Origin of the sequence: Anabaena sp. WFMT (genome assembly GCF_051781005.1) — a bacterium.
Taxonomy (GTDB): domain Bacteria; phylum Cyanobacteriota; class Cyanobacteriia; order Cyanobacteriales; family Nostocaceae; genus Anabaena.
Genome location: NZ_JBPWOA010000058.1, coordinates 14,088 through 37,295 on the forward strand (window position 1 = coordinate 14,088; position 23,208 = coordinate 37,295).

Here is a 23,208-nt window from a genome sequence, read left to right on the forward strand (position 1 = left end):
ACATTCACTCGTGGGGTAGCAACCAGGAACTGCTGCGCTTTGCAATTTCCCAGGCTGCCACGCTGAAAAATACTCCACTACCCAGAAAACTAAGTGCAGCCAAAAATTGCAATTCCTGGTTGCTTGAGAGATTTAACCAGGAAGATTGGGTGGCGAGCGCCTACCACTGTAAAGCCAACGCCCTCACCCAGTCAGGGTTTTGGCAAGAGTAACTTACTGAGTCAATTATTTTAATTTTCTTAGAAATTATAAGTAATTTAAAGCAAAGTACTTATTTAAATAAGTATCTTACTTTGACTTAAATTATCTCTTATCTGTAACTTACTTAATTGGTAATAGCTCCATACGGCTTGCCTTATTCAATCTGAGTAAGTTACTAACTATAGTCTATATATCAAAAGTCAGATACTTGATCCTTTTAGTCAATTACTTTAGTTTTCTTGACTCAATTTAGTAACCTAATAAACAAAAATAGCAAGTTACCATTAAATTATAGGTAACTTACCCACATTTCTCACAAGTCCCGCGAACGCATTCCCCGTAATCCTTACCCAAAATATGTTTTGGGCATTTTTGACAGGTTATTTTTTGATGCAGTGTGAAAAACCGGAATCTAGATTTTATAAGCTGTTACGCAGCTAAATTGAATATTTTGTAGCCTAGAGTCCTTGTATTAAGGCTTTTGGGCAAAAAAAGTAAATGCGTAACAGCTTAAGATTTTGAGAATTGTGGTGAGAAATCCTGGACTTAAGTAATCGGACAAAATTAATTACACAAAAATTTAGAGTGAAATCCTGGACTGGCAAAGAATTGGTAAATAATCAATTTGTAATTAATTCTGTCTAGATACTTACTTTAAGTTGCCTTTGCGTCAACTTGACCCCCAAATCAAAAGCGCCCTCCCCTTTGGAAGAGCGCCTTTTATTCACAGAGAAGCGATTTATTACTGATGTCTAGAAATATTAACCGTTGATTGCAGGAGCAGTTAAAGCAACAGGAGCAACATCACCAGCAGCCAAGTCTAGAGGGAAGTTGTGAGCATTGCGCTCGTGCATTACTTCCATACCCAAGTTAGCGCGGTTGATTACGTCAGCCCATGTACCAATCACACGACCTTGAGAATCAATGATGGATTGGTTGAAGTTGAAACCGTTCAAGTTGAAAGCCATTGTGCTGACACCCAAAGCGGTAAACCAAATACCGATTACAGGCCAAGCAGCGATGAAGGCGATGACGAAGCAAGCGATCGCAGATAGTAGAGTAGCTCATATCTTGCACCTGGTTAAGGGAGACAGTATTAACCGAAAATGAGAGAATAAAAATAACATCCAGACTTGGATAAATAAATTAAAATACTGAGACAATAAATAACATATAGTCTACATAAAATAACTGCTAACATACACAAAACTAGCAGTAATTAAATCTGCACAAAGATAATTTAAATTGATTAGTAAAAATGCGAAAAAGGGTGTATTAAACAACATAAATAGCAAGAACTATGGAAGCAACTCTTGCCCGTGTCCATTCCTTAATGTGCACAATCCTAGCATTCATGCCTACTCACTATCAACGAGATAGCTTAGAAGCAATGCTAGGATTATTTCTAGAAGCTCAAGGAAAACCTTTACCACATTACAGTAAAACTAAATCAGAAAGTGCTTTAAGCCGATTTCTAAATCACTATAACTGGTCTACTCGTCAAATAATTCGTCATCTGCGTCGAACAGTAATTGAACTAATTTTGAGTGAATGCAGACGGGGACGTAAACCATTCTTACAAGTAATCATTGATCTAACTACCTTAGAAAAAACAGGTAAATTTAAGGCTTTTAACCACTTAATTACTATTTACAATCATAAACGAGGCTTACATCTAGTTGTCTTGTATTTAGTTGTTGGACAATGGCGTATTCCTTGGAATTTCCGGGTGTGGAGAGGTTCATGTTCAACAACTCCAGCTCAATTAGCTTTAAAAATGGTATGTCGTTTACCGAAACAACTTACCAGGCAATTTCATCTGAAAATCCTGGCTGACTCGGCTTTTGGTACTAAGGAGTTTATTCATGGTATTCGTCAACTTAAATATCACGCTATTCTCGGAATTGCTTGTAATCGTAAATTGGTTGATGGTCGCTCAGTTAAGGATTTATGTCATCGTGGACAACAGTTAAAACTTGTTGGTTTAGATTTTCCTGTTACTATTTCTTGGTATTATTTCAAAACTGATAAAGGTGTGTTTATCAAGAGATATGTTATTTCTACAATACCACTCAAGGCTGCAACTATCTCTTGGTGGGGTAAGCGAAGATGGCAAATAGAAGGATGGTTTAAAACTGCTAAACATCGCTTTGGTTTAGACAAATTTGGACAATGTACTCTCTTGGGTATTTATCGTTGGTTAATCTTATCTGTGACTGCCTATTTATTAGCACATTGGACTTATTTAGCTGAATATTATCCTCATACTCTTGATTGGGGTCAAGCTGCTTTTCTTGCTCTGTCCACTTTTTTTCCTATTTTATTATTGTCTTTATTATTACTTGATATTGAACGCCTTCGTCCTCTAGCATTTAGTCACGGAATTGACATTACTATTTCCAGGTGCAAGATATGAGGTATGGGTTTCAGGGATTTAAACCTGGGTTTTTGACAATTTTTGAGCGATCGCTATTTATATAAACTTCATCCCCAAAAGCCTGAAACAACCAAATATCGTTCATACACATGATGGTTAATTTGTACAGTGCGTAAGTCCTAGTTACTTATTCTATTATTTTAATATACTTATAAGTTACAAGTAATTTAAAGCAAGCTACTTATTTAAAGAAGTATCTTACTGTCACTTAAATTATCTTTTATCTGTAACTTACTTAATTGCTAATAGCTCGACACTGCTTGCCTTATTTAATCGGAGTAAGATACTAACTATAGTCTATATATCTAAAGTAAAATAATTGTTATTTTTAGTAAGATACTTTAGTTTTCTTAACTCAACACAGTAATCTACTAAACCCAAATAGCACGCTACCATAAAATTACAGGTAACTTACTTTGAGTTGCCTTTGTTAAAATGTAGTTAACTTTCACATACCACTACTAGATAAAGCAGAGTAAATGGCGACTAAAGACTGGTTGAACAATCACGCTAAAGTCACTGCCTACCTGGATTTTAGCCTCTACGCTAGTTTGGAAAAGTGGATGCAAAAACATAAAATCAAGAAAGCATCTCAAGCTCTGACTATTATACTGGAGCATTACCTTGAGGGGAACATTCCCATTGAAGTTATGCCAGAAAACCTCGAACAAGAGGTGAAGCGGCTGAAGGTGAAAACCACCGAAATAGATAGCCTAGAGGCAACTGTCGCTGAACAACAAAGCGAGTTTGCTGATGAAATTAACTCACTCAGGACAGAAATTGATGAATTACGACAAGCCCTTATCAATGCGGGGTTATCATCTCTGAAAGAGAAGGTAGAAGATATTCCTAGAGGACAAATTAAGTTCTCGTATTCTGATGAAGATGTAAAACAGGGGTTAACCAAAACTGATCTGTGTGAAAGGATAGATATTAACGGCAGTACAATTAATCAATGGGCAACGATGCTTAATCTTGACTCTGATGAGTACCTATTTGAGTTGACGGGCTGGAAGAAACCGCCTAATAACCGTCGATACTTCCCGGTGAAGGATAATGAGTCTCACCAAAAATAATCAGTAAAAACTAGCTAAAGCATTCTTGAAAACGCAGATGTAAAAGATATTTGTCTATATTTTTTACAACTATATGAGTCAGAGAAACTATAATTTCTATAGAAACTATAATTTCTATAGAAACTATAGTTTCTATCAAATTGCTATTTAAGTTAAGGATTATATGGCCGGAAAAACAATATCTGCTCATATTGATACAGAGACAGCCAACCGTGTTACCCATCTAGCCAAGATGGAACAAAGGCGAACCTCCCAAATTGCCGGAATGGCTCTGAAGTTTTTTGTTTGTCTTCCTCCAGAAGCGCGTGCTGCTTTGTGGCAAATTGAAGCACTTGCCTCTCCTGCTGATTTTGAAGAAATAACCAGAGAAATCACACGCACCCTGTTGCACGCTCAATATAAGGTGGCGAATCGGCAGATTATTTCTCATCTAAATGTAGATAATCTGGAGCAAATCGAAACTGAAGACGACATTCTTGAAGCCGCAGTTGCTTTAACTCGCTAACTTGCTTTGGGAAATAACAAGATAACCAGATGACATTGTTGAGAGGTGATCCTGTTTTTTCGTTTGTGGAATTTATGCCAGAGACGGAATTTGTCCAGCCCGTATCCACTCCATCATCAGGTAAGGATGAGCGATATGGAAAGCATGAGCAGGGGAAAAATGGATAGCGTGCCGTCTGGGTACAATAATATTTGTATCTTTAGATATAAAATCTTCAAAATTAGCTGTTACTAGCACTGTTGCTCGACCTGCCAAAGCAGTTTCAAGAACGTGAGCGTCTTCGCTGTCAAGCAATGCAATAATGCCAGTACCACCCAAGGATAATTGAGGACCTCCACAGGCTGGACCAAGCTGGGCATATCCCCAAATAGCACTAATGTATAAGTCGATGGCTGACTGGGGAATACTCGAATCCCTTTGCAACGCTAGGCGTAGACGGTTTAACATCCCCCAAGATATAACAAGTTGCACTTGTCCCAGGCTACAAACACCCTGTTTGGCAATTTCCACAAGAGATTGAGTTACTGTGCCTTGCCTGTCTAATCGGTCAGCAAGCAGCGCAGAATACCAAATATTGAGGTCGAGGCACAGATGAATGATGCTGGTTGTCTTTTCTTGAGTCATTATTTATTTAAATTTTTGATGGGGTTCTTTTGAATTTGTGAGCCGGTTTGGGAGTATTGAGCAGAATTAGCCAGATGGACAAATACATTAATCTTTTTTTGATGTAATGTCTAAGAGTTAACAATCACCTTTTATCAAGGGACAAAGTATGTAGAGATTAGGTAATCTCTGCACTGGGCTAGAAAAACTTTGCTGAATTACTATGATTACAGGAAAATTAGAAGTAACAATCAAAATTAGTGAGTTGCCAGAAGCCACGACCATAGAAAACGGCTGGCAACAGTTCGAGGTTGATTGCGATGGTCGGATTATTAGCGTCACAGTCAAGCCAAAAGTTTGGAAGAAACTGACTGATGCCCAAGCTAACTATCCTCAATGGGTAGGAGCGATTGCTGGCAAGTTGGGAGAAGCCACCGATAACGGTTTTGTGCTATTAGAGCCTAATATCCAGACTTTTGAGAAAAAACCAAAAACACCAGCCGCAGATGCGACTAGTGCTACTTGAGCAAAAGTTTTGCCACAGATGGATAATCACAGCTTACACAAGGGTTTCACCAGTCGGCTTGAGTACCTCATGAACCACTATCAACAGATGTAGCAACATTAAAAGTTAAAAATCAAACAAATGTTAGAGTGCATCGGTGCAAAACTTCTGTATGATCTGGCTAATACGTAAATGAAGCGAGTAATGGAGATGAAGATATAGGTGAAGAGATAAAAACTATAAAACGGCAAGAGGACAAAACACATACTTGTAGTACACGCTTTGTCCCATCATTAAGTTGCCGATTCTAGCTTTGCTCAATGTATTAGAGCGGGGCAAATCTCGGAAATACCAAAGAAGTGGGTATTAGTTTGGCGACCGATTCTCCACCAATTGGCTTTCTTGAGATTCTTTCACGTTGCTTTCTATTATATAGATAGCTGCAACATTTCAAGCCTTCCAACTGGAATATTTTGGAAAAAAAATGAATCAAACTCAGGACTGACCCAGCAATATGATTGATTAAAACAGGAGATAGAGTCTGGAAGTATTGTGTAGTAATAGTTTTAGCATTTTCATCTCCCTGCTACCCCTTACAGTTCACGGTATCTGGAAAAAGAGATAGAGTGTGAAATGCAAGCTGACAAGGAGAAATTATTGAATGAGTCTCTTTCTTGTCTCCCCCATCTGCCCAAACCCCCAGATTTTTAGACAACCTGTGTAAGTCCCAAGATTCTTGATTCCTCATCCAAGTAACCAGCATTAAGAAACGCAGCAAATCTTGTAAATATGTAAAAGCAGCACGAATAGCCCCCTCTGATACCGAGAACAACCAAGTATCAAGAGGAATCTACCGTGTTAACAGAACAACAACTTTTCATCTCCACACCAGAAATAGATCCGGCTCATAGGGACGAATGGTTAGAAAGCGCCATTGATCCAGAAATCATTGGACTCAACTTGCGATCGCTTTGGGGACTCACACCCTACGAATATTTGCTCTATAGCTCCCAAATCTCCCGTCGCAACGACGGACGCTTACGGGATGGGGACTTAAGAAAATATCGCCACATCGAACACGGAGGTTGGTGGTGTAACGGCGTAGACCCTTTAAACAACTACGAGCAAATGCTATGGGGGTGCTTAAAACCCAACCAGCCCCGACGTGACAAACAAAAAATTCACAAAATAATTAAATACGAACATCCCTATAAAGAAGCAACTAGGGCATTCTTCCTGTACGTCCCATATAAAATTTGGGCAAAAATCTCAGACCGCTGCGGTATAGCCATTACAGAAGAAGATAGACTTGATCCCCGTGGCTTCTGGTATTGGGTTTGGCGGCATAACGTCCCGTTAATCATCTGTGAAGGTGTTAAGAAAGCAGCTGCGTTATTAACTGCTGGTTATGCAGCGATCGCTATCCCTGGAGTCAACAATGGCTACCGCACCTCCAAAGATGAATATGGTAACACCATTGGTAAGCCCTACCTGATTCCTGAAATCCAACACTTTGCTACACCTGGTAGACAAATAAATATTTGTTTCGACAATGACAGCAAAGCAGAAACTCGCCAACGGGTAAGAACTGCTATTAACCGTATGGGCAGCTTACTCATTGGTGCAAGCTGTGAAGTTAAGGTGATAGATTTACCTCAAGATGATGGGGCGCAGGGGGGGAGAGGAGCAGGGGCGCAGGGGTGCAGGGGAGTAGGAGGAGAAGAATTTTTCTCTTCAAATCAGCAGACCTCTATTACATCAGCTTTTGCTTCAACCGAACAAACCTCTATAGCAAAAGGATTTTCTCTATCCCAACAAAACTCTATATCAGTAGCTTTTGATTCAACTCAACAAAACTCTATATCAACAGCTTCTGATTCAACCCCAGAGCGTCTTCCCTCACGTCAGACCCTCAGCCTGAAAGGAGTTGATGATTTCATCGCTGCCAAAGGTGAAGACGCATTTCACGCTTTATATAACACAGCCGAAGTGCTAGAGATGTGGCAAATTCGGCTGTCTACCTTGCTAACTTACCCTAGTGCGATCGCACTCAATCAAAGATTTTTGGGAGAAATTCTCATTCCCGCCAGTGAAAAACTCATCATCCTCAAAGCCCCCAAAGGCACAGGTAAAACCGAATCGCTCACCTTGGAAGTCGCCAAGGCACACGAAAGTGGGCAGAGGGTTTTGGTCATAACCCACCGCATTCAATTAGGTGAAGCCCTGTGCAATCGTTTTGGCGTTAACTACGTCACAGAAATTCACGATTCAGAAACAGGGAACTTACTTGGTTACGGAGTTTGTATTGACTCCCTACATGGCAATAGCCAAGCCAAATTTAATCCCAACGACTGGTCTAATGATATCGTGATCATCGACGAAGCCGACCAGGTATTCTGGCATTTGTTAAACTCCGACACTGAAGTAGCTAAACGCCGTGTCTCTGTCCTCAACAACCTTAAACAATTAGTTCAAAACGTCCTCAGCAGCCCACAGGGGAAAATTTATCTGTCCTCTGCGGATATCAGTGATGCGGATGTCAATTATATTCTCTCCTTGGCTGGAGGAATTCATGTTAAACCATTTGTGATTGTCAATGACTACCAGCTTGAATCTGGCAACTGCTATAACTACCAAGGTAAAGACCCCAGAAATTTAATTGCGGCACTAGATTTGGCTATTGCTAAAGGTGGGCATCATTTGTTGTGCTGTTCTGCCCAGAAAATGACCTCAAAATGGGGGACACAGGCTTTAGAAAAACGCTACCAAAGCAAATTCCCGCACTTACGCATTTTGCGAATTGACGGTGAAACAGTGAAAGACCCCAATCACCCTGCTTATGGGTGTATTGCTCACCTCAACGAAATTCTCACGGAATATGATTTGGTTATCACTTCTCCTAGCCTAGAAACTGGGGTATCTATTGATATTAAGTCCCATTTTTCAGCAGTTTGGGGCATTTTTCAGGGGATACAGCCGGTTAATTCGGTGCGGCAGATGCTGGCACGACTGCGAGAAACAGTTGACCGCCATATCTGGGTGCGAGAATGGGGTCTAGGAGTAATTGGTAATGGCTCTACCTCGATGGGCGTACTGTTAGCTAGTCAACACGCGATGACACGGGCGAATATTGCTCTGTTGTCGGCAGCAGATAATACTGATTACAGCTATATAGATGAAAATTTCCAGCCTGAATCTCTCCAAAGTTGGGCAAAGCGGGCTTGTTTGATTAATGCCCAAATGAAATGTTACCGTAATGCTGTGCTACAGGGTTTGGCAGATGATGGCTATACAATTCTTGATGCTTCTGAGTCATTAGCATTGGCAGCACGTCATAAACAAGCACTAATGGCTGATGAATGTACATTTCTTGACAATTCTGAGTTGAACTCAGTTGCAACTGAGCAGGTGTTGAACTCGGTTGTAAATGAGCAGATAGTGAATGAAGTAAAAACTGCTGTTAATGAATTACAAACAATTGAGTGTGAAGAAGTGGCTTCATCTCAGACACTTACCAAAGCGGAATTCGATAAGTTACAAGAGAAACGAGCTAAGACTAAGAGTGAACGTCAACAAGAACGTAAGGCAAAGTTAGCCGAACGTTATGGGGTGGACGTGACACCGGAACTGGTAGGTAAAGATGATGCTGGCTGGTATCCACAGTTGCGTTTACATTATTATTTGAGCCTGGGACGGCAATTCTTGGTAGGACGTGATGCTAAGAGAGCTAAAGCGCAGGCTGAGAAGGGTAATAATGCGGTTTGGAAGCCTGATTTTAACCGAGGGCAGATACTACCTGCGGTGATGTTGTTGGAGGAATTGAAGATTTCGCAGTTGTTTAATGCTGATGTGGAGTTTCGCAGTTCTGATGTGGAGTTGCAGAAATTGCGATCGCTGGCTGTGGAACATAAGCAGGTGATTAAAAACTACCTGGGGGTTTCTATTTCTGAAAAGGATAGTGCGATCGCTATCTGCCAGAAGTTCCTGAAAAAGTTGGGGATGAAGCTGTCTTATATTGGCAGGTTTGGAGCAAGAGGACACCGGGAACGGGTTTACAAGTTTGTCCCACCCCAAGATGAACGGGAAATTATTTTCTCAGGGTGGCTACAACGAGATGAAGCCATGAGTGCGTCCACCACGGAAAATGTGGTGGATGTTAATTCTGTGTCCACCCCTAATAATAAGAGATAAATACATGAGTTATGGACACCAGGACACAATAACCTTGGACACATGAAACCTGAACTCATTAACCCTGGACACCAGGACACAAACTAACTAACCAAACGTTTCCCAAATTTTAAATAGGTGAAGACTATCACCTCATTTTGTAGTTCAACTTTGTTTGACGCTCCACGTATTTCGCTATGTTCCACATGGAGTCTCCTTAGCAAAAATCAGGACTTACGCAAAATCTTTCTCAAACGCCCATTTTTCGTGACCTCTGCGCCTCGAGGGGGATGCCTGACGGCACGCGGGAGCAAACGTTATTTTTGTACCTTGATGTGAGTCTTAACAATAAACGTGTAATTTTATACTTCTAAAATTTGTAGTAGACAAATAAATACTACAAATGTATTATTGAAATAATCTTGATTACAAATACTACAAAAATTCAATGAGCAGCAGATTCTCTTCAACAATTAGTAGCGTGGTGCATTGCCGACCCTATCGGGGTTCAGGCAGAGCAGTTTCGTTGCGAGAAACAGCTAGAGTCTATGCACTGTTGGCGTTTGAGGGAATGTATCTGTTAATCGGCGATAAATCTATAAGCCTGGGGATTTTTGGCGCGTTAGCCTCTTGGCTGAATCCAGATCAACTAATTCAAAGCGGGGGGTGCAAATGTTTCATAGCACCGAAATAGGGAAAAAAGTATCAACAAACAGACCCCCGCTTTTGTTCACCAGAGGCGGGGGTTATTTTTTAGGAGTGAATTAACTAATGGAAGCTCAACCACCTTTTCAGCAAACGCACATACTACAAAATTCAGTTGTGGTGTTCTCTAAAAACTACCTACCACTATCACGCATCAACATTAAGCGTGCAATCGTGCTGTTAGTTACAGGTCAAGCAGAATCATTGAACTTTGATACTACAAAGCAATGGGAAATTCGTTCTCCCAGTGTTGTACTACAAGTACCTGAACACATCCGCTTGACTGTTGGTAATCCTGAACGGCATTGGAAAATACCACCCGTAAACCGTCGAGAGGTTTTGAAGCGAGACAACCACACCTGTCAATACTGTGGTAGTACAAAACGTTTAACCCTTGATCATGTAATACCTCGTTCCAAAGGTGGACAGCATACATGGGACAACGTTGTAACGGCGTGTGACAAGTGCAATTCAATAAAAAGCCATCGCCTACTTTATGAAGCAGGAATGGTACTTAAAACCAAACCCAAAGCCCCAATTCACCCAGCAGTTGCATTTGCCGAACAGTTTTGGAACGCACAACGCCTAACGGAGAAAGAGTAATTCATTCCCTTAAACCCATTCAGAGAGGGCAATACAGCGATTCAATCACACCGCCCTCTCATTTCTGAAAAAAAATTTGTAGTATGCCCTTGACAACTCTGTAGTATCTAATGTAGTATAAATGTAGTAAAGCAAAAAGAGCCTCCACCAAAGGCAAAGTGCTAACACCTCTGAACCATGAAAACTAAATAATTGCCACCCAACGTGGGGGTGTAACTCAGTTGGTTAAGAGTGCCTGTCTGTCGAACAGGAAGCCGCGAGTTCGAGTCTCGTCATCCCCGTGTAGCCTTGTGGACGAATAGATAAGTCGCTTTGATTCTCAGTCAAAGAGAAGCGGGTGCAACTCCCGTCAAGGCTTGCAAATGTGTCCGAGTAGCCAAGTGGTAAGGGCGTTGGTCTGCAAAACTAATCATCGTGGGTTCAAATCCCACCTCGGACTCCAAACATTGCAGCGTCACCTAACGGTAAGGTACTCGGCTCATAACCGGGAGTATGTGGGTATCTCCTTCGGAGACGCTACGCGAACAACTCCCACCGCTGCGACCAAATGCACAGATGGTGTAACGGAAGCATAAGGGTCTCCAAAACCTTTGGTCATGGTTCAAATCCTTGTCTGTGCGTTGATGGTGCAGAAGCGAAGTGGCCGAGCGGCACGTCTTTCAAGCGTGTAATTAGCGGGTTCAAGTCCCGTCTGCACTACCAAATTTATGGGTCGGCTCGCCTATTGGTGTAGGTAACGGTCTGTAAAACCGCCGCGAAAGAGTGTTGCTGGTTCAATTCCAGCCCGACCCACTATGGAGAGATTGCCATTGGCAGGGCAAGCTGTTTGCTAAACAGTCGTGAAATTCAACATTTCACTGTGGGTTCGACTCCCTCTCTCTCCGCCTTATCCCCTGGTAGCTCAGTTGGTAGTAGCGCCTGTTTGAAGAACAGGAGGTCATCCGTTCAATCCGGATCTGGGGGACTGGCACATTGCCCCATAGCTCAATGGCAGAGCAAGGCGCTGTTAACGCCGGGGTTGTAGGTTCGAGTCCTACTGGGGCAGCCATTTATTGGGAAGTAGGCAAACAGGCAAAGCCGTCGCACTTTGAATGCGAAGTTTGAAGGTTCGATTCCTTCCTTCCCAGCTTATACTCCTGTAGCCCAATGGTCAGGGCGGCTGTCCCAAAAACAGTCTGTGTACAGGTACTGCTTCGCAGAAGCAAGCTACAAATCCTGTCAGGGCTACCAATTTATGGGAGTGTCGCCTAATGGATAAGGCATCGCTCTTCTAAAGCGACTGATGTAGGTTCAAGTCCTACCACTCCTGCTGTATGGGGTCATAGCTCAACTGGCTAGAGCATCCGTCTTGCACACGGAAGGTTAGGGGTTCAAATCCCCTTGATTCCACTGTGGTGTCTGAAGTCATGGGTTGGCGTTGGTTTGTTGAACCAGTCATCACGGGTTTAAGTCCCATCAGACACCTCTTTAGGGAAGATGCCGCTAAATGGTCGGCAACCGGTCTTGAAAACCGGGGTATAGGCAACTGTAGGGGTTCGATTCCTCCATCTTCCGCCTTCCACCAGAAGCCGAAAAGTGAGGCGCTGTGCTGATAACACAGATACAGGAGGGGCAGTACCTCCCTGGTGGATTTATTTAGGTTCAGTACCCAACTTTTTTTCAACCCGCTCTAACTTAGTATTAGTCCAACCAGTCCTTTCCCAAATCTCCGATAAATAACTTTTTATCTCAGGAGACATCCTCATGGGAATAAATTGATTAGCTATCACAAAAAAAGCTAAAGTAAAAAAAGTAGTACCAAACATTAGCACATAACTTTGAACCTGATAATCAAAGGGAAAAACCTCCTTCTCTATCGTTTTGGTTCTGAGAGGAGACTTCTCTAACTTCTGAATAGCCGTAGTCAACTTGTTCGTATGATTGACCAATTCCGTCCACCTTCCCTTCAAATCTGATATCTCGCTCTTTAGCCCTTTCAACTCTAAACTTTCTAACGTCGGCGAGGACTTGGGCGTATTCTGAAACTGTGACAGCAAGAGAGTTAATTCCTGCCTCAAATCGGCATTGCTCCGCTCGTACTCGTGCCAAGAGACTCCCTGATTCTTCAATTCCTGAGTCAACAACTCGATAGTCGCCATAGCTTGACTCAGGAGTTGATTCTGGATTAAATTCGTTTGCGCCCATGCTTGTAACTCCGCCCTATCTTTTTCCCTTTCAGCCCTTTGTGATAACTTAAAACTTTCAAATTCTTTATATAACCTACCCAATGCCGTCTTCACCTCCCCCAATTCATTTATTCCCAAAGAGAGAGAACTGGAAGCAGTAGAGATATCGCTATTGCTGTTATTGGTATTACCGATATCGTTATGACTGCTATTGGTATTGCCCCTATTGCGTTTATTATTGTTATTATTCATCGGCTTTTTTTCTCCCCCGACGAGCTTTATTTTCAGTTACTTCTGACTTATTTACTTCTGATTTATTGGCAGCACTCGCACTCCTACTCGAAGATACAGCTTGATTAACCTCTGCTGATGATGATTCATTCACCGCAGATTTATTGCTATCTGCCGATGATGCCGATAAAGACCGACTCACCGCAAATTGATTTGTTTCTAATTGATGCAACCCCAAATAAACAGCAGCCTTATCCAGTTCCGGTTTAGCCTGGTCTAAAAACCCACTTACCAGCAGATAATCACCAAATGGAAAACCATTCTCCTCAGTAGCAGCAGAGAAAGGTAAACCCTTCTCAATCAACATATCAAAAGTTGAATACTCAAGCTCAGGCAACTCAATCTCTACACCTTGCAACTCCGATATAGCAACTCTAGTTTTACTATTCTCCCACCGCTGAAAACCCAAACCCTTATCCCAGCAGAGATTCTTCACCACCACATAATCAGCTTGATTACCACAGAACTCAACCATAGCCTTCAAGCTAGTAATCACCGAATATCCTAGATTCAGCACCGTCACCAGAGACACCCGATAACCCAAATCACCAGCAATCTTAAACAGCCCAAACTTACTGATAATCTCCCTAGTCTTATTACTAGAAGCCCCCGGCATATCCACAACAATAACATCAGGAGAAGCAGCCTTAATTTCCGTAAAAAACCGCTTTGCTTCAGCCACCTCAATAAAATTTAGTAGCCTAACACCAGAGCCAAAATCTTGATAATACTCAAACAACTCAGGATTTTCAGTATCAGCATCATAGCCGAGATAGCTGATACCTTGAGAGTGTAGAACATCAAGAAGCAAGCGAGTGAACGCAGTTTTACCCGTTCCTCCCTTGCCCCCTAAAATCATCACAATCCGTTTCATACATTACTCCTAGACGCTACTCCTATCAGTGACATTGAACTGAGAATGAGTTTTTGCTGCCCCTTTCTTTGACGTTGTTTTTGGAGATGTTGTAGAAGTTGATATTTGAGATTTTTCAGATTGTTCAACAGCATCAGGTAGTGAAGTATCTGCCTCTACAGCAGGAACACCATTACCAGTAACAGTTGAATTAGAAACAGTTGCAGTTGAGTCAGAGTTAGAATCAGTCGATGATTCAGAACCTTGATTGTCAGTAGCAGTAGTAGTTGTTGTTATAGCTTTTTTGTGGAAACTCTTAATGCCACTTGCAGCTAATTCTACACCATGTCCCTTAAAAACGTCAGAGACATCCTCATAGGAGTAGCCAGCATCCAACATATCTTGGATAGGTTTAGCCAAACTTTTAACCAACTCCTCCACAGTAATAGTTTTAGGAGTAGTAGCCTTTTGCTTGAGACTAGCTTGAATGTCGTCTAGTTTAGATAAAGGAACAGCCTTGGGTTTGCGGGACATAATTAGTAGCGATAATTTTCTTTATTTTAGAAGAATTACCCGCCATTTCATCAACCAAATTTAATTGATAAATTTATCAATAAAGCAGCAAGTGACACCTTAGATTAGAAGCTATAAGTTTGATTGTGCCAGAACCTTAAATTTGATGGTGCAGATACTTGTAGATGCAAATACGAGAATTAACCAGGGGTTTATAGGTCAAATTCATCAACCAAAACACCAGGTTACACCCAACCTCATAACCCATAAGTTTGATGGTGCCAAAACCTATAAACAAAACCTATAAAATTGATGGTGTAGATACTTGTAGATGCAAGGTAGATAATCAAGCAAGAGTTGATGAATTTGTGAGGTAAACTAGAGTAGATAGTGTCAAGAAAATATGAAAAAAACAATTAATTAGTGCTGTAGCCCCAGTGGTGAAAGCATTACACACTTTGGTTTTTACCCTACGTGCTGGTCATGCCACAGATACCCGTACTTGTACCTCCTACACCCGCCGCCGAATAGAGGCGTGAATTGCTTGTTGGGGGTGTCCCCCAAGCCCCCATTGTCGTACAATCAATAAGTTGTTTATGACACAAACAGACCCCCGTACAGCATTAAGTAATCAACTAGCAAATGTACTAAGTAATCACTCAGTACAGCCGGAAGTAAAGCGAGAGATAACTGTTACATTTAGGGTGAGCAATGACGAGAAAGCGAGACTAGAACAACGGTGCATTGGAGTAGTGCAAAGCGATTATATTAGAGCTAGATTATTCGATTATTCCCTACCACGTTCTAAGTCAATTATCCCAGAAGTTAACAGACAATGTATCTACGAACTCAAGAAAATTGGCAACAACATCAATCAACAGACTAAAGCTATAAACGAAGCAGTCAAAGTTGGTTATCAACCACTAAATAAAGAAGCCAAAGAGTATCTCCAAACCCTGAAAGAACTAGCAGAACTATTAGAAAAAACTCACAGACAACTCACCCAACTGATAGAGTAGAGGCAACGAAATGATTACCAAAGTTAAAGCTAATAAATCATTTCGGGGGACAACCAAATACGTCCTAGAGAAAGAAAAAGCCACAATTATTGGTGGCAATATGTACGGCTCAACCACCAACGAACTAGTAGAACAGTTCACCCTATCAGCCCATCTTAACCCCCAACTCAAAGACCCCTGCTACCATCTAATGTTGTCAGTCCCCAAAACTGATAGAACCCTCAATGATGAAGAATTAGCTAATTTATCCCAGCGTCATCTTGCCAACGTCATTGTATTATCCCGGCTCAAAGGTGAAGAATCCCAAGTTAAACAACCTGATAAAAGGATAGCAGATACCAAATTAAACCAACTAGTTGATGAATTTATAGAAACAGAACTGCCAGCTTATGACTTCTTCATAGCCCGACATTCTGACAAAAAAAACGACCACACCCACATTGTTGCATCCAGAGTTAATAACCTAGATGGGAAATCCATTCGCACCTGGAATAACTACGCTTACTCAGAACATTCATCTCGACTGCTAGAGCGAGAATTTCACCTCACACCAGTCCAAAGCAGTTGGGAAAGTAAACGCAAAGCCATGACCCGTAATCAACTAGAACGGGTGGAAACTGATGGACTCCCAGGGGAAGAAATAATGCGACGGGCTATAGATGCAATAGCAGCAGATAAACCCACAATGCCACAATTAATTGAGAGATTATGGTCAGAGCATCAAGTTAAAGCCATCGTCAGTTATTACAATCATGGTGGAGTTAGGGGTATCAAGTTTGGAATTGATATAGGTGCAGTAAATGCCGATGATTCTCCCCAACTGCTTTGGAAACAGGGAGGTAATCTCAATAAATATAAGTGTTCATTCAATAAATTACAGACCGAATTAGGGGTAAGCTATGACCCTAAACGGGATGATCCGGAAATTAAACGCCTAACTGAGATGTTGGAATCTGCTCCTGTAGGTCAACTTAATCAGCAGGTAATAGACGATTTATTATCTAATAAACTTATAGATAATTCCCAGATAATTACTACTAAACTTGAAGATAAACTAGAATTGAAACCCCAGCTTACCCAAAAGCAATCGGTAGAGCTTTACAAAAAGTATAGTGCTGGACTGCAACAGGAATTGGTGACAGACAGGGATAAGGAAATCGCTGTCAGGGCATTGAAAGATGATAGATCAGTCGTGGAGGTTGCAGAGATTATCAGAGTCAGCCCAGCCGGATGGACTGAAGATGAGGCTAGAGAACTGGTGTTAATTGCTCAAGATAAACTGGAGTCGGAACAGCCTCAAATAGAACTTAAGTCAGTAGAAAAGCAGGAGTTAATCAATAAATTATTGGAGATAGCAGTGCCTGTTGGTGTGGAGTTAATCAATCGCTTACTCAGAGGAAATGGTGAGAATAGCTTGAGATTTAAACGTACAATCCTAGTTAAAGAGGGTCAGGAATTGGTGTTTACCCATGATGATAGGGGTGAGGTTTTCCGTGTAGCTGTCAGTCGAAATCAAGAAGGTAATCTAGAGTATTCCCCAGTGAATATAGGTGAAGTGCGGCTTGATGATATTCACAGTTGGAGTGAAGTAAAGCGGGTGTTGCAAGAGCAAATAAAGCAGGAACGGCAGCAGGAAAGAATGCAAAGTCAGGGATTTTTTTTGTAGGTAATAGCGTAACTTTTAACTGTTTTGCTTAATGCTTATAGTAGAATTATGTTCATAAATACAGAAATTTAAAGCTACATGGTGTGTTTATTTTGGAACTCAAATACCACTTATTAATTAGTGTGACTTTAATCATAAGATGATACATATAGTTTCAGTCAGCATTTATGCTTAAGAAAGCAACTTGCCAACAAATATAACTAAAATGTCTTGCCCAATCTTGCTTTTAAATGAAGATAAAAAAAAGAAATCTCCTACGCCAATCACTGACGGTTTTCCGCTATAGTGGACGGGCTATAAGCTTAGTATGGACTACTAGTCGCTCGCTGACTATGCTGCTGGCTAGTTTAACTTTAGTAGCTGGTCTTTTACCGGCAGCGATATCCTACATTGGTAAATTAATTGTTGATGCAGTAGTATCTGCCTCTATTGTTAATTCAAATAGCAATGGTTTTGTCAATGATTATGCACCTTTATTGTATGTAGGATTAGAAGCGATCGCAATAATTTTACTCGCAGGCAGCCAACGGGGAATAATAATTTGCCAATCCTTACTGCGGGCGCTACTGGGACAGCGGGTGAACGTACTCATCTTAGAAAAGGCATTAACACTAGATCTGCGACAGTTTGAAGACTCAGAATTCTATGACAAATTGACCAATGCACGCAGAGAAGCCTCCGTCCGTCCCCTTTCCCTAGTCACTCGCACCTTTGGCTTGGTACAAAATGCCCTTTCCCTGCTCACCTACGGTATTTTACTAGTAAATTTCTCAGTTTGGGCAGTAGTAATGCTGATTGTGGCAGCCATGCCCGTATTTATTGCGGAAACAAAGTTTGCAGGAGAAGCCTTTCGCTTATTTAGTTGGCGTGCGCCAGAAACTCGTCAACAGCATTACTTAGAAAACCTCTTAGCCAGAGAAGATTTTGCCACAGAAGTCAAACTCTACCAACTGGGAGAGATGCTGCTAGGACGTTACCACAATCTCTTTGCTCAACTCTACGGAAAAGACCGCGATTTAACTCTACGGCGAGGACTGTGGGGTTATCTCCTGAGTTTAGTCAGTACTGCTGCTTTTTACATAGCTTATGCTTGGATTGTCTTGGAAACAGTGGTAGGCAGGATTTCCTTGGGAGATATGACCATGTATCTCACCGTGTTTCGCCAAGGACAGTCTACTTTTGCCAATGTCCTCACTTCTATTGGTGGGATGTATGAGGACAACCTCTATTTATCGAATCTCTACGATTTCCTGGAAGAAGAAGTACCAACATCTTCAGGTCATGCCACCACTGGTTTTCATCCCCAAGATGGTATTCGTTTTGAGAACGTATCATTTACTTATCCAGGCAGTTCCCAGCCAGCATTGAGAAACATTTCTCTGCATTTGCAACCTGGAGAGAAACTAGCAATTGTCGGTGAAAACGGTTCCGGCAAGACCACCTTAATCAAACTACTTACCCGACTCTACACCCCTGACTCTGGGCGGATTTTATTAGATGGCTTGGACTTGCAGGAATGGGATGTGGATGTACTACGTCGTCGCATTGGTGTGATTTTTCAAAACTTTGTCCGGTATCAGTTTACTGTGGGTGAGAATATTGGCGTAGGCGATATAGAACATTTAGAAAACAAAACTCGCTGGCAAACTGCCGCCCAAAAAGGCATGGCCGAATCCTTTATTGATCAATTACCTGAAAACTTTCAAACCCAGCTTGGTCGTTGGTTTAAGGGAGGGCAGGAACTTTCTGGGGGACAGTGGCAGAAAATTGCCTTGTCTCGTGCTTTTATGCGATCGCAGGCAGATATCTTAGTGTTAGATGAACCAACATCGGCAATAGATGCCCAAGCTGAGTTTGAGATTTTTAATCATTTTCGGGCTATTACTCAACATCAAATGGTACTTTTGATTTCCCACCGTTTCTCAACGGTACGAATGGCTGACAAAATCGCAGTTATAGAAGATGGCGTTGTTGTAGAACTGGGAACTCACGAAGAATTATTACAGACAGGAGGACGTTATGCTAAGTTGTTTTTGTTACAAGCAGCCGGATATCAGTAGTCGCGGAGAAATCGCGTGCCTGCTGAGAAAGGCCGCCTAGAAGTTAAGAGTTGCTTGAATTATATCAAGTCCGGTTGATTAGTTATGATTACCTCATCTGTGCAGAAATTGGATTATGGCAACTTATAGCTAGCAACCCGCACAGTTAATTGCCCCTGACGCGGATTTTGGCTAAATATAAATGCTCCTTCTTCCTTTTCGCCATCAGACAAAAAATCAATTTGTTGCTCTCCTGTTTCAACAACTTTATCAGCAATTTGTAACTCAGCAATAATTTGCACTGATTCAGCAGTTTCACCACCAGTATTAACTATTTCAAAGGGAACATAAAATTTCCCATCAATTTCGCGAATCATTTGTTTTTTAGTAACTGATAAAATGGGAGGTTTGTCTTCCTCATTCAGCCAAATGTAACCGACTAAGCTAATAATAATTGCTAGGATAAATAAAGCTATACTAAATGTTACCCACTCAGCTAAAGAACGTTCTGGTTTTGGTTCTGTTTGCATCATATTGCTAACCTACCCGCTGCACCACCAATAGTTGCAGGTAATCCTAAGACTAAGGTATGCTCTAACCACATCCTCCAAGGGTCTGCAAGAGTTACCTTCTGAAAAAATAACAGCATCACTGCACTTGCTAGCAAAGATACTAAATAAGAAATAGTCGTTTCACTTAATGGCCTCTGAAAAATCCCTTTTTGCTGTCTGCGTTTTTGTTGGTCTGAAAAACCAGCTTGAAAGACAATAGCGTAGGAAATCACTAAAGATGCAGCCATTAACGCCAATAACCAAGGGGGTGAAATAGCAGCTGCTAACATAGGAACTTCATCGGTTGGTGCAATATTAAAACCAATCACAATTGCACCAATGAGAGTGGCACCTAAATCAGCCAATGTGCCGTGCAAACCATTTTGCTTATGTTTGCTGATACCGTTACCTTTATGAGTAATTGATATTGAATTATTTTGATTACTTTCTTGGAGAAACTGGTTGGCTAATGCCACACCTAGCGTAAATGGTACACCTTCAAATACAACTTTACCCAGGGTTTCTTTCAGAGAGGTTTCTGGCGTAATTTCTTGCAATAACCACAACATAAATGCAGAACAAACAAATCCAATTGCCATTGCCTCTACAGTATCTATCGCTGCTTCATCAACTCGCCAGTTATTTCTGCGTTTACGAAAACCCTCTGTATAATTGAGCAAAAAAACTACAATAAACATTAAGGCAATCGCTATTAAAATCAATCTTGGTTTTGCTAGAGAGCCAATCCACCATACTTCCATAGTATATATTAGTGGAATACCAAATAAAAAACCTCCACAAGTACCACGCACAATATCATTTATTTCTTGTCTCCAAGTATTTTGATAATGTTTTTTAGTCACTAAGAATATGTCCCTCATTATTTAATTTTCATATTTTCATCTATTATAAATGTCTCATGAAATATATATTTCAAACATCTATCCTACGTTATTTTATAAATATATTGTTATATATTTCCTCCGGTAGACACACAAGAAATTGCTTTTTGGTAAGTTAGATTAGATTTATAAAGTAACAGCAGTTTACCAATCGCCTGCCTATTTCAAACACCCGATAAAAAATAATATATCCATCAATGGGAACACCCCTTAATACAGAATCCATATTTCCATAACTACGCCCGATTTTAGGAAACCTTGCTATATTGCGACACTTATGATTAAACTCCTTAACAAACCTTTCCCCCGCATCAAGATTACGTTGGAGAAAATAATCTAAAATATCTTCTAAATCCTTAGTTGCCTCTACAGATAAAACATATTCCATTATTTTTGACTCTCACGCGCCAGCCTAATTTTTTCATGTAATCTGGCCATAACAACGCAATATTACATTTTCTGCCTGTACCTGTTTTAACAATAAAATAAATCTAAAAACCAATAACGGAAACTGCCTTACGGCGTTGTTCCGGGCTTACCTCCAGATAACGTTGCAGACTTCCCAAATCATTGTGACCAGAGATTTCTTGAATGTGACGCAGAGGTATGCCAGCTGACGACATTTGATTTAATGCAGTTCTCCTAAAAGAATGCGTTGAAACTCCTTCCAGCCCAACCCGTTTAGCAGCTTCGCGGAGAATCTTATCAGCGCCATATCTTGTCAATCTTTCAGTCACCCCACGCTTACCGGGGAACATTGGACCTGGCTTAGGAGTATGTGCCGCCAAAAATTCTGCCAAACCATCTTGGATATCAACCACGCGAGTTTTCAACTTCCCTTTAGTGGTAGACTTTCTAAAGGTTAAAGTACCGCCTTTGATATCAGTCGTCTGGAGTCCTAGGGCTTCCGACACCCGACACCCAGTATAGAGACAAATGGCGAATAAAGCGCGATCGCGCGGATTGGTAAAACCTTTAGAAAAAAGTAACCTCAATTCATCCGAGTTGAGGATTTTGGCTTGTCCGTTGCCGTTTACCTTCATGACGGTTACAACCCTTTATTTATAAGGATAACACCAGCCTACACGAAAACTGGATTTCGTTGACTACATGGACGAAAGGTTATGATTGCGTGATGGCTGACAGCAGAGAGGACGGCGATTTTTTTCAACTTATCATTCACACCACGACAGAATCAGGCTTTTGGGATTTTTCATAAGCGATACTTATAATAGTAAGTTTGTTTTATTGATATCACCCCACAGACTGCGGGTACGCCATCGCTAATTTAGCTGCGGGAGTACAATTGATATCACCTGCGTAATTTCTGGCTAGACTGTGGTCGGGTAGCAGGACTATAACTATAGTCTAGCCATTCTGGTCGAAGTGGATGATTGCAGGTTCAGTTGCAGTTAATTCTGGTTCAAGTGAAATTATATTTGCAAATAATCCTGGCTGAAAACAAGGATGATTGCAGGTTTAGGGATTTATAATTGGGCGTTGCATAAATGCGGGATGAATTGGCGGTTGAAACCATGGAAAAATCGTTCTAAATTGGGTGAAATCATCCCATGATTCAGCAACGCCTATAATTGCAGGTTCTTACAGTTAATCTTCAAATATCTAGTTCACTGGAGAGTAAAGAGACTGGAACAAAAATTTTTCTTGACTTCAATTTATGTAGGGAAAATAGCCGCAAAGTTAGTTGATAAAGGACTTTTCGGTTATTTTCAGTTTTTTTTCTCTAACCCCTTGACACTCCAGTGAACTGGACAGTTCAAGATGGAGTCAGTTAAGAATTGGAGTCATAGTATTGAGAGCCAGAAATCAGTTGAATTTCACACTAACAATAATGTCATTGAAATCTTTATCGCCGCCGTTGGGCAAGTCCTCAAACCCGAAGACATTGTTTCCTAACATCCGCACATGGTCTACTTTGTCCGAATTTGCACCAAGGTACGGGAAGTAAATTGCGGGGTTATTATCAAGAAGTTGATCTGGTGTCCCATTGACAATGAGAAATGGTGCAAAAACTGAACCAGCCTCAAACTGACCCGTAAAGGTTGCTTGACCTTGGTTTCCCACACTCAGGTTAATACCGCCGACGCGGTTCTTTACCGCAGCTTCTCCATAACCTGCTTGTCCGGGTTGTAAATCTCCTATACCATCGCCGTTGGTATCAATGCCACCTTTAGCATCGGCCACACGGAAGAAACCGACAAAATTGTTATATGCCGCTTCACGGTTAACCGTAAATGTTGCCGTTTGCATATCTGTCATTCCACGCAAGTCCAGCACCTCACCTTCCTGCTGATCTCGTAGGGCAGTACCTATGGGTTTGTCAGATGGTGTTCCCAGTTGCATTTGCACCACTGCATCGTTGAACTGACCACTTCCAGGACTA

General features: G+C 41.3%; 19 protein-coding genes, 13 tRNA genes and 1 pseudogene. 23 read left to right on the plus strand and 10 right to left on the minus strand.

What is annotated here, in order from left to right; all coding sequences use genetic code 11:
- Positions 1-962 precede the first annotated feature (962 nt).
- Positions 963-1,226 (minus strand): annotated as a pseudogene (locus tag ACSQ6I_RS28025) (photosystem II q(b) protein); the annotation flags it as partial.
- On the opposite strand from ACSQ6I_RS28025, the gene ACSQ6I_RS28030 reads away from it, so the two are divergent.
- From ACSQ6I_RS28030 to ACSQ6I_RS28045, 4 genes are all read left to right on the plus strand, one after another.
- Positions 1,171-1,311, plus strand: a complete 141-nt coding sequence (locus ACSQ6I_RS28030; protein ID WP_438893431.1) for a hypothetical protein — start codon at positions 1,171-1,173, stop codon at positions 1,309-1,311. The pseudogene ACSQ6I_RS28025 and the gene ACSQ6I_RS28030 sit on opposite strands and share 56 nt — an antisense overlap.
- 244 nt (positions 1,312-1,555) lie before the next feature.
- Positions 1,556-2,617 carry a transposase gene (locus ACSQ6I_RS28035; protein WP_438888595.1) on the plus strand — a complete coding sequence of 354 codons (1,062 nt, stop codon included), beginning with the start codon at positions 1,556-1,558 and terminating at the stop codon, positions 2,615-2,617.
- Positions 2,618-3,117: 500 nt separating this feature from the next.
- A complete protein-coding gene (locus tag ACSQ6I_RS28040) occupies positions 3,118-3,714 on the plus strand; it encodes a hypothetical protein (protein WP_438893432.1) in 597 nt (198 codons plus the stop codon).
- A gap of 163 nt (positions 3,715-3,877) precedes the next feature.
- Positions 3,878-4,219: a hypothetical protein gene (locus ACSQ6I_RS28045; protein WP_438893433.1), complete on the plus strand. Its 342-nt coding sequence runs from the start codon at positions 3,878-3,880 to the stop codon at positions 4,217-4,219.
- Between the two features lie 72 nt (positions 4,220-4,291).
- On the opposite strand, the gene ACSQ6I_RS28050 is transcribed toward ACSQ6I_RS28045, so the two are convergent.
- Positions 4,292-4,843 (minus strand): PIN domain-containing protein, encoded by a 552-nt coding sequence (locus ACSQ6I_RS28050; protein WP_438893434.1) that lies wholly within the window; start codon positions 4,841-4,843, stop codon positions 4,292-4,294.
- A gap of 202 nt (positions 4,844-5,045) precedes the next feature.
- Here ACSQ6I_RS28050 and ACSQ6I_RS28055 point away from each other — a divergent pair, with 202 nt between their 5' ends.
- The 16 genes from ACSQ6I_RS28055 to ACSQ6I_RS28130 all read left to right on the plus strand — a co-directional run bounded on the left by ACSQ6I_RS28055 (position 5,046) and on the right by ACSQ6I_RS28130 (position 12,359).
- Positions 5,046-5,348, plus strand: coding sequence for a fertility inhibition FinO-like protein (locus ACSQ6I_RS28055; RefSeq protein ID WP_438893435.1), 303 nt, complete (start codon positions 5,046-5,048; stop codon positions 5,346-5,348).
- Positions 5,349-6,182: 834 nt separating this feature from the next.
- The gene (locus ACSQ6I_RS28060) at positions 6,183-9,518 is read left to right on the plus strand and encodes a plasmid replication protein, CyRepA1 family (RefSeq protein WP_438893436.1); all 3,336 of its coding nucleotides are present in this window, start codon (positions 6,183-6,185) and stop codon (positions 9,516-9,518) included.
- Between the two features lie 750 nt (positions 9,519-10,268).
- On the plus strand, positions 10,269-10,805 hold the full coding sequence (locus tag ACSQ6I_RS28065; protein WP_438893437.1) for an HNH endonuclease: 537 nt from the start codon (positions 10,269-10,271) through the stop codon (positions 10,803-10,805).
- A 206-nt stretch (positions 10,806-11,011) separates the two neighbouring features.
- Positions 11,012-11,086 (plus strand) — tRNA-Asp (locus ACSQ6I_RS28070).
- 85 nt (positions 11,087-11,171) lie between these two features.
- Positions 11,172-11,247: transfer RNA gene (locus ACSQ6I_RS28075), tRNA-Cys, on the plus strand.
- Positions 11,248-11,252: 5 nt separating this feature from the next.
- A tRNA-Ile gene (locus ACSQ6I_RS28080) sits at positions 11,253-11,351 on the plus strand.
- Positions 11,352-11,354: 3 nt separating this feature from the next.
- Positions 11,355-11,425 (plus strand) — tRNA-Trp (locus tag ACSQ6I_RS28085).
- A 5-nt stretch (positions 11,426-11,430) separates the two neighbouring features.
- Positions 11,431-11,507: transfer RNA gene (locus ACSQ6I_RS28090), tRNA-Glu, on the plus strand.
- A 7-nt stretch (positions 11,508-11,514) separates the two neighbouring features.
- Positions 11,515-11,597: transfer RNA gene (locus ACSQ6I_RS28095), tRNA-Tyr, on the plus strand.
- 4 nt (positions 11,598-11,601) lie between these two features.
- A tRNA-Ser gene (locus tag ACSQ6I_RS28100) sits at positions 11,602-11,689 on the plus strand.
- Positions 11,690-11,695: 6 nt separating this feature from the next.
- Positions 11,696-11,769 (plus strand) — tRNA-Phe (locus ACSQ6I_RS28105).
- A gap of 9 nt (positions 11,770-11,778) precedes the next feature.
- Positions 11,779-11,853, plus strand: a tRNA-Asn gene (locus tag ACSQ6I_RS28110).
- A 5-nt stretch (positions 11,854-11,858) separates the two neighbouring features.
- Positions 11,859-11,932: transfer RNA gene (locus ACSQ6I_RS28115), tRNA-Gln, on the plus strand.
- A 109-nt stretch (positions 11,933-12,041) separates the two neighbouring features.
- Positions 12,042-12,114 (plus strand) — tRNA-Arg (locus tag ACSQ6I_RS28120).
- 6 nt (positions 12,115-12,120) lie between these two features.
- Positions 12,121-12,194, plus strand: a tRNA-Ala gene (locus tag ACSQ6I_RS28125).
- 82 nt (positions 12,195-12,276) lie between these two features.
- Positions 12,277-12,359, plus strand: a tRNA-Ser gene (locus tag ACSQ6I_RS28130).
- A gap of 77 nt (positions 12,360-12,436) precedes the next feature.
- On the opposite strand, the gene ACSQ6I_RS28135 is transcribed toward ACSQ6I_RS28130, so the two are convergent.
- From ACSQ6I_RS28135 to ACSQ6I_RS28145, 3 genes are read right to left on the minus strand one after another with little or no spacing between them, the layout of a single operon-like run.
- Positions 12,437-13,222 (minus strand): hypothetical protein, encoded by a 786-nt coding sequence (locus ACSQ6I_RS28135; protein ID WP_438893438.1) that lies wholly within the window; start codon positions 13,220-13,222, stop codon positions 12,437-12,439.
- Positions 13,215-14,135 (minus strand): hypothetical protein, encoded by a 921-nt coding sequence (locus ACSQ6I_RS28140; protein ID WP_438893439.1) that lies wholly within the window; start codon positions 14,133-14,135, stop codon positions 13,215-13,217. Before ACSQ6I_RS28140 ends, ACSQ6I_RS28135 begins: the two co-directional genes overlap by 8 nt.
- A 9-nt stretch (positions 14,136-14,144) precedes the next feature.
- Positions 14,145-14,648, minus strand: a complete 504-nt coding sequence (locus ACSQ6I_RS28145) for a hypothetical protein (RefSeq protein WP_438893440.1) — start codon at positions 14,646-14,648, stop codon at positions 14,145-14,147.
- A 575-nt stretch (positions 14,649-15,223) separates the two neighbouring features.
- On the opposite strand from ACSQ6I_RS28145, the gene ACSQ6I_RS28150 reads away from it, so the two are divergent.
- The 3 genes from ACSQ6I_RS28150 to ACSQ6I_RS28160 all read left to right on the plus strand — a co-directional run bounded on the left by ACSQ6I_RS28150 (position 15,224) and on the right by ACSQ6I_RS28160 (position 19,372).
- Positions 15,224-15,646, plus strand: coding sequence for a plasmid mobilization protein (locus ACSQ6I_RS28150; RefSeq protein ID WP_438893441.1), 423 nt, complete (start codon positions 15,224-15,226; stop codon positions 15,644-15,646).
- Positions 15,647-15,656: 10 nt separating this feature from the next.
- Positions 15,657-17,312 carry a relaxase/mobilization nuclease domain-containing protein gene (locus tag ACSQ6I_RS28155; protein ID WP_438893442.1) on the plus strand — a complete coding sequence of 552 codons (1,656 nt, stop codon included), beginning with the start codon at positions 15,657-15,659 and terminating at the stop codon, positions 17,310-17,312.
- A 230-nt stretch (positions 17,313-17,542) separates the two neighbouring features.
- Positions 17,543-19,372: an ABC transporter ATP-binding protein gene (locus ACSQ6I_RS28160; protein WP_438893443.1), complete on the plus strand. Its 1,830-nt coding sequence runs from the start codon at positions 17,543-17,545 to the stop codon at positions 19,370-19,372.
- A 113-nt stretch (positions 19,373-19,485) separates the two neighbouring features.
- Here ACSQ6I_RS28160 and ACSQ6I_RS28165 read toward each other — a convergent pair whose 3' ends face one another.
- The 5 genes from ACSQ6I_RS28165 to ACSQ6I_RS28185 form a co-directional block, all read right to left on the minus strand.
- Positions 19,486-19,884, minus strand: a complete 399-nt coding sequence (locus ACSQ6I_RS28165) for a TIGR02588 family protein (protein WP_438893444.1) — start codon at positions 19,882-19,884, stop codon at positions 19,486-19,488.
- Positions 19,881-20,765: a TIGR02587 family membrane protein gene (locus ACSQ6I_RS28170; protein ID WP_438893445.1), complete on the minus strand. Its 885-nt coding sequence runs from the start codon at positions 20,763-20,765 to the stop codon at positions 19,881-19,883. Before ACSQ6I_RS28170 ends, ACSQ6I_RS28165 begins: the two co-directional genes overlap by 4 nt.
- 154 nt (positions 20,766-20,919) lie before the next feature.
- Positions 20,920-21,192: a type II toxin-antitoxin system RelE/ParE family toxin gene (locus tag ACSQ6I_RS28175; RefSeq protein ID WP_438893446.1), complete on the minus strand. Its 273-nt coding sequence runs from the start codon at positions 21,190-21,192 to the stop codon at positions 20,920-20,922.
- A 103-nt stretch (positions 21,193-21,295) separates the two neighbouring features.
- Positions 21,296-21,847 (minus strand): tyrosine-type recombinase/integrase, encoded by a 552-nt coding sequence (locus ACSQ6I_RS28180; protein ID WP_438893447.1) that lies wholly within the window; start codon positions 21,845-21,847, stop codon positions 21,296-21,298.
- A gap of 784 nt (positions 21,848-22,631) precedes the next feature.
- Positions 22,632-23,208: DUF4114 domain-containing protein (locus ACSQ6I_RS28185; RefSeq protein ID WP_438893448.1), on the minus strand; the 577-nt coding region annotated here is incomplete at its 5' end.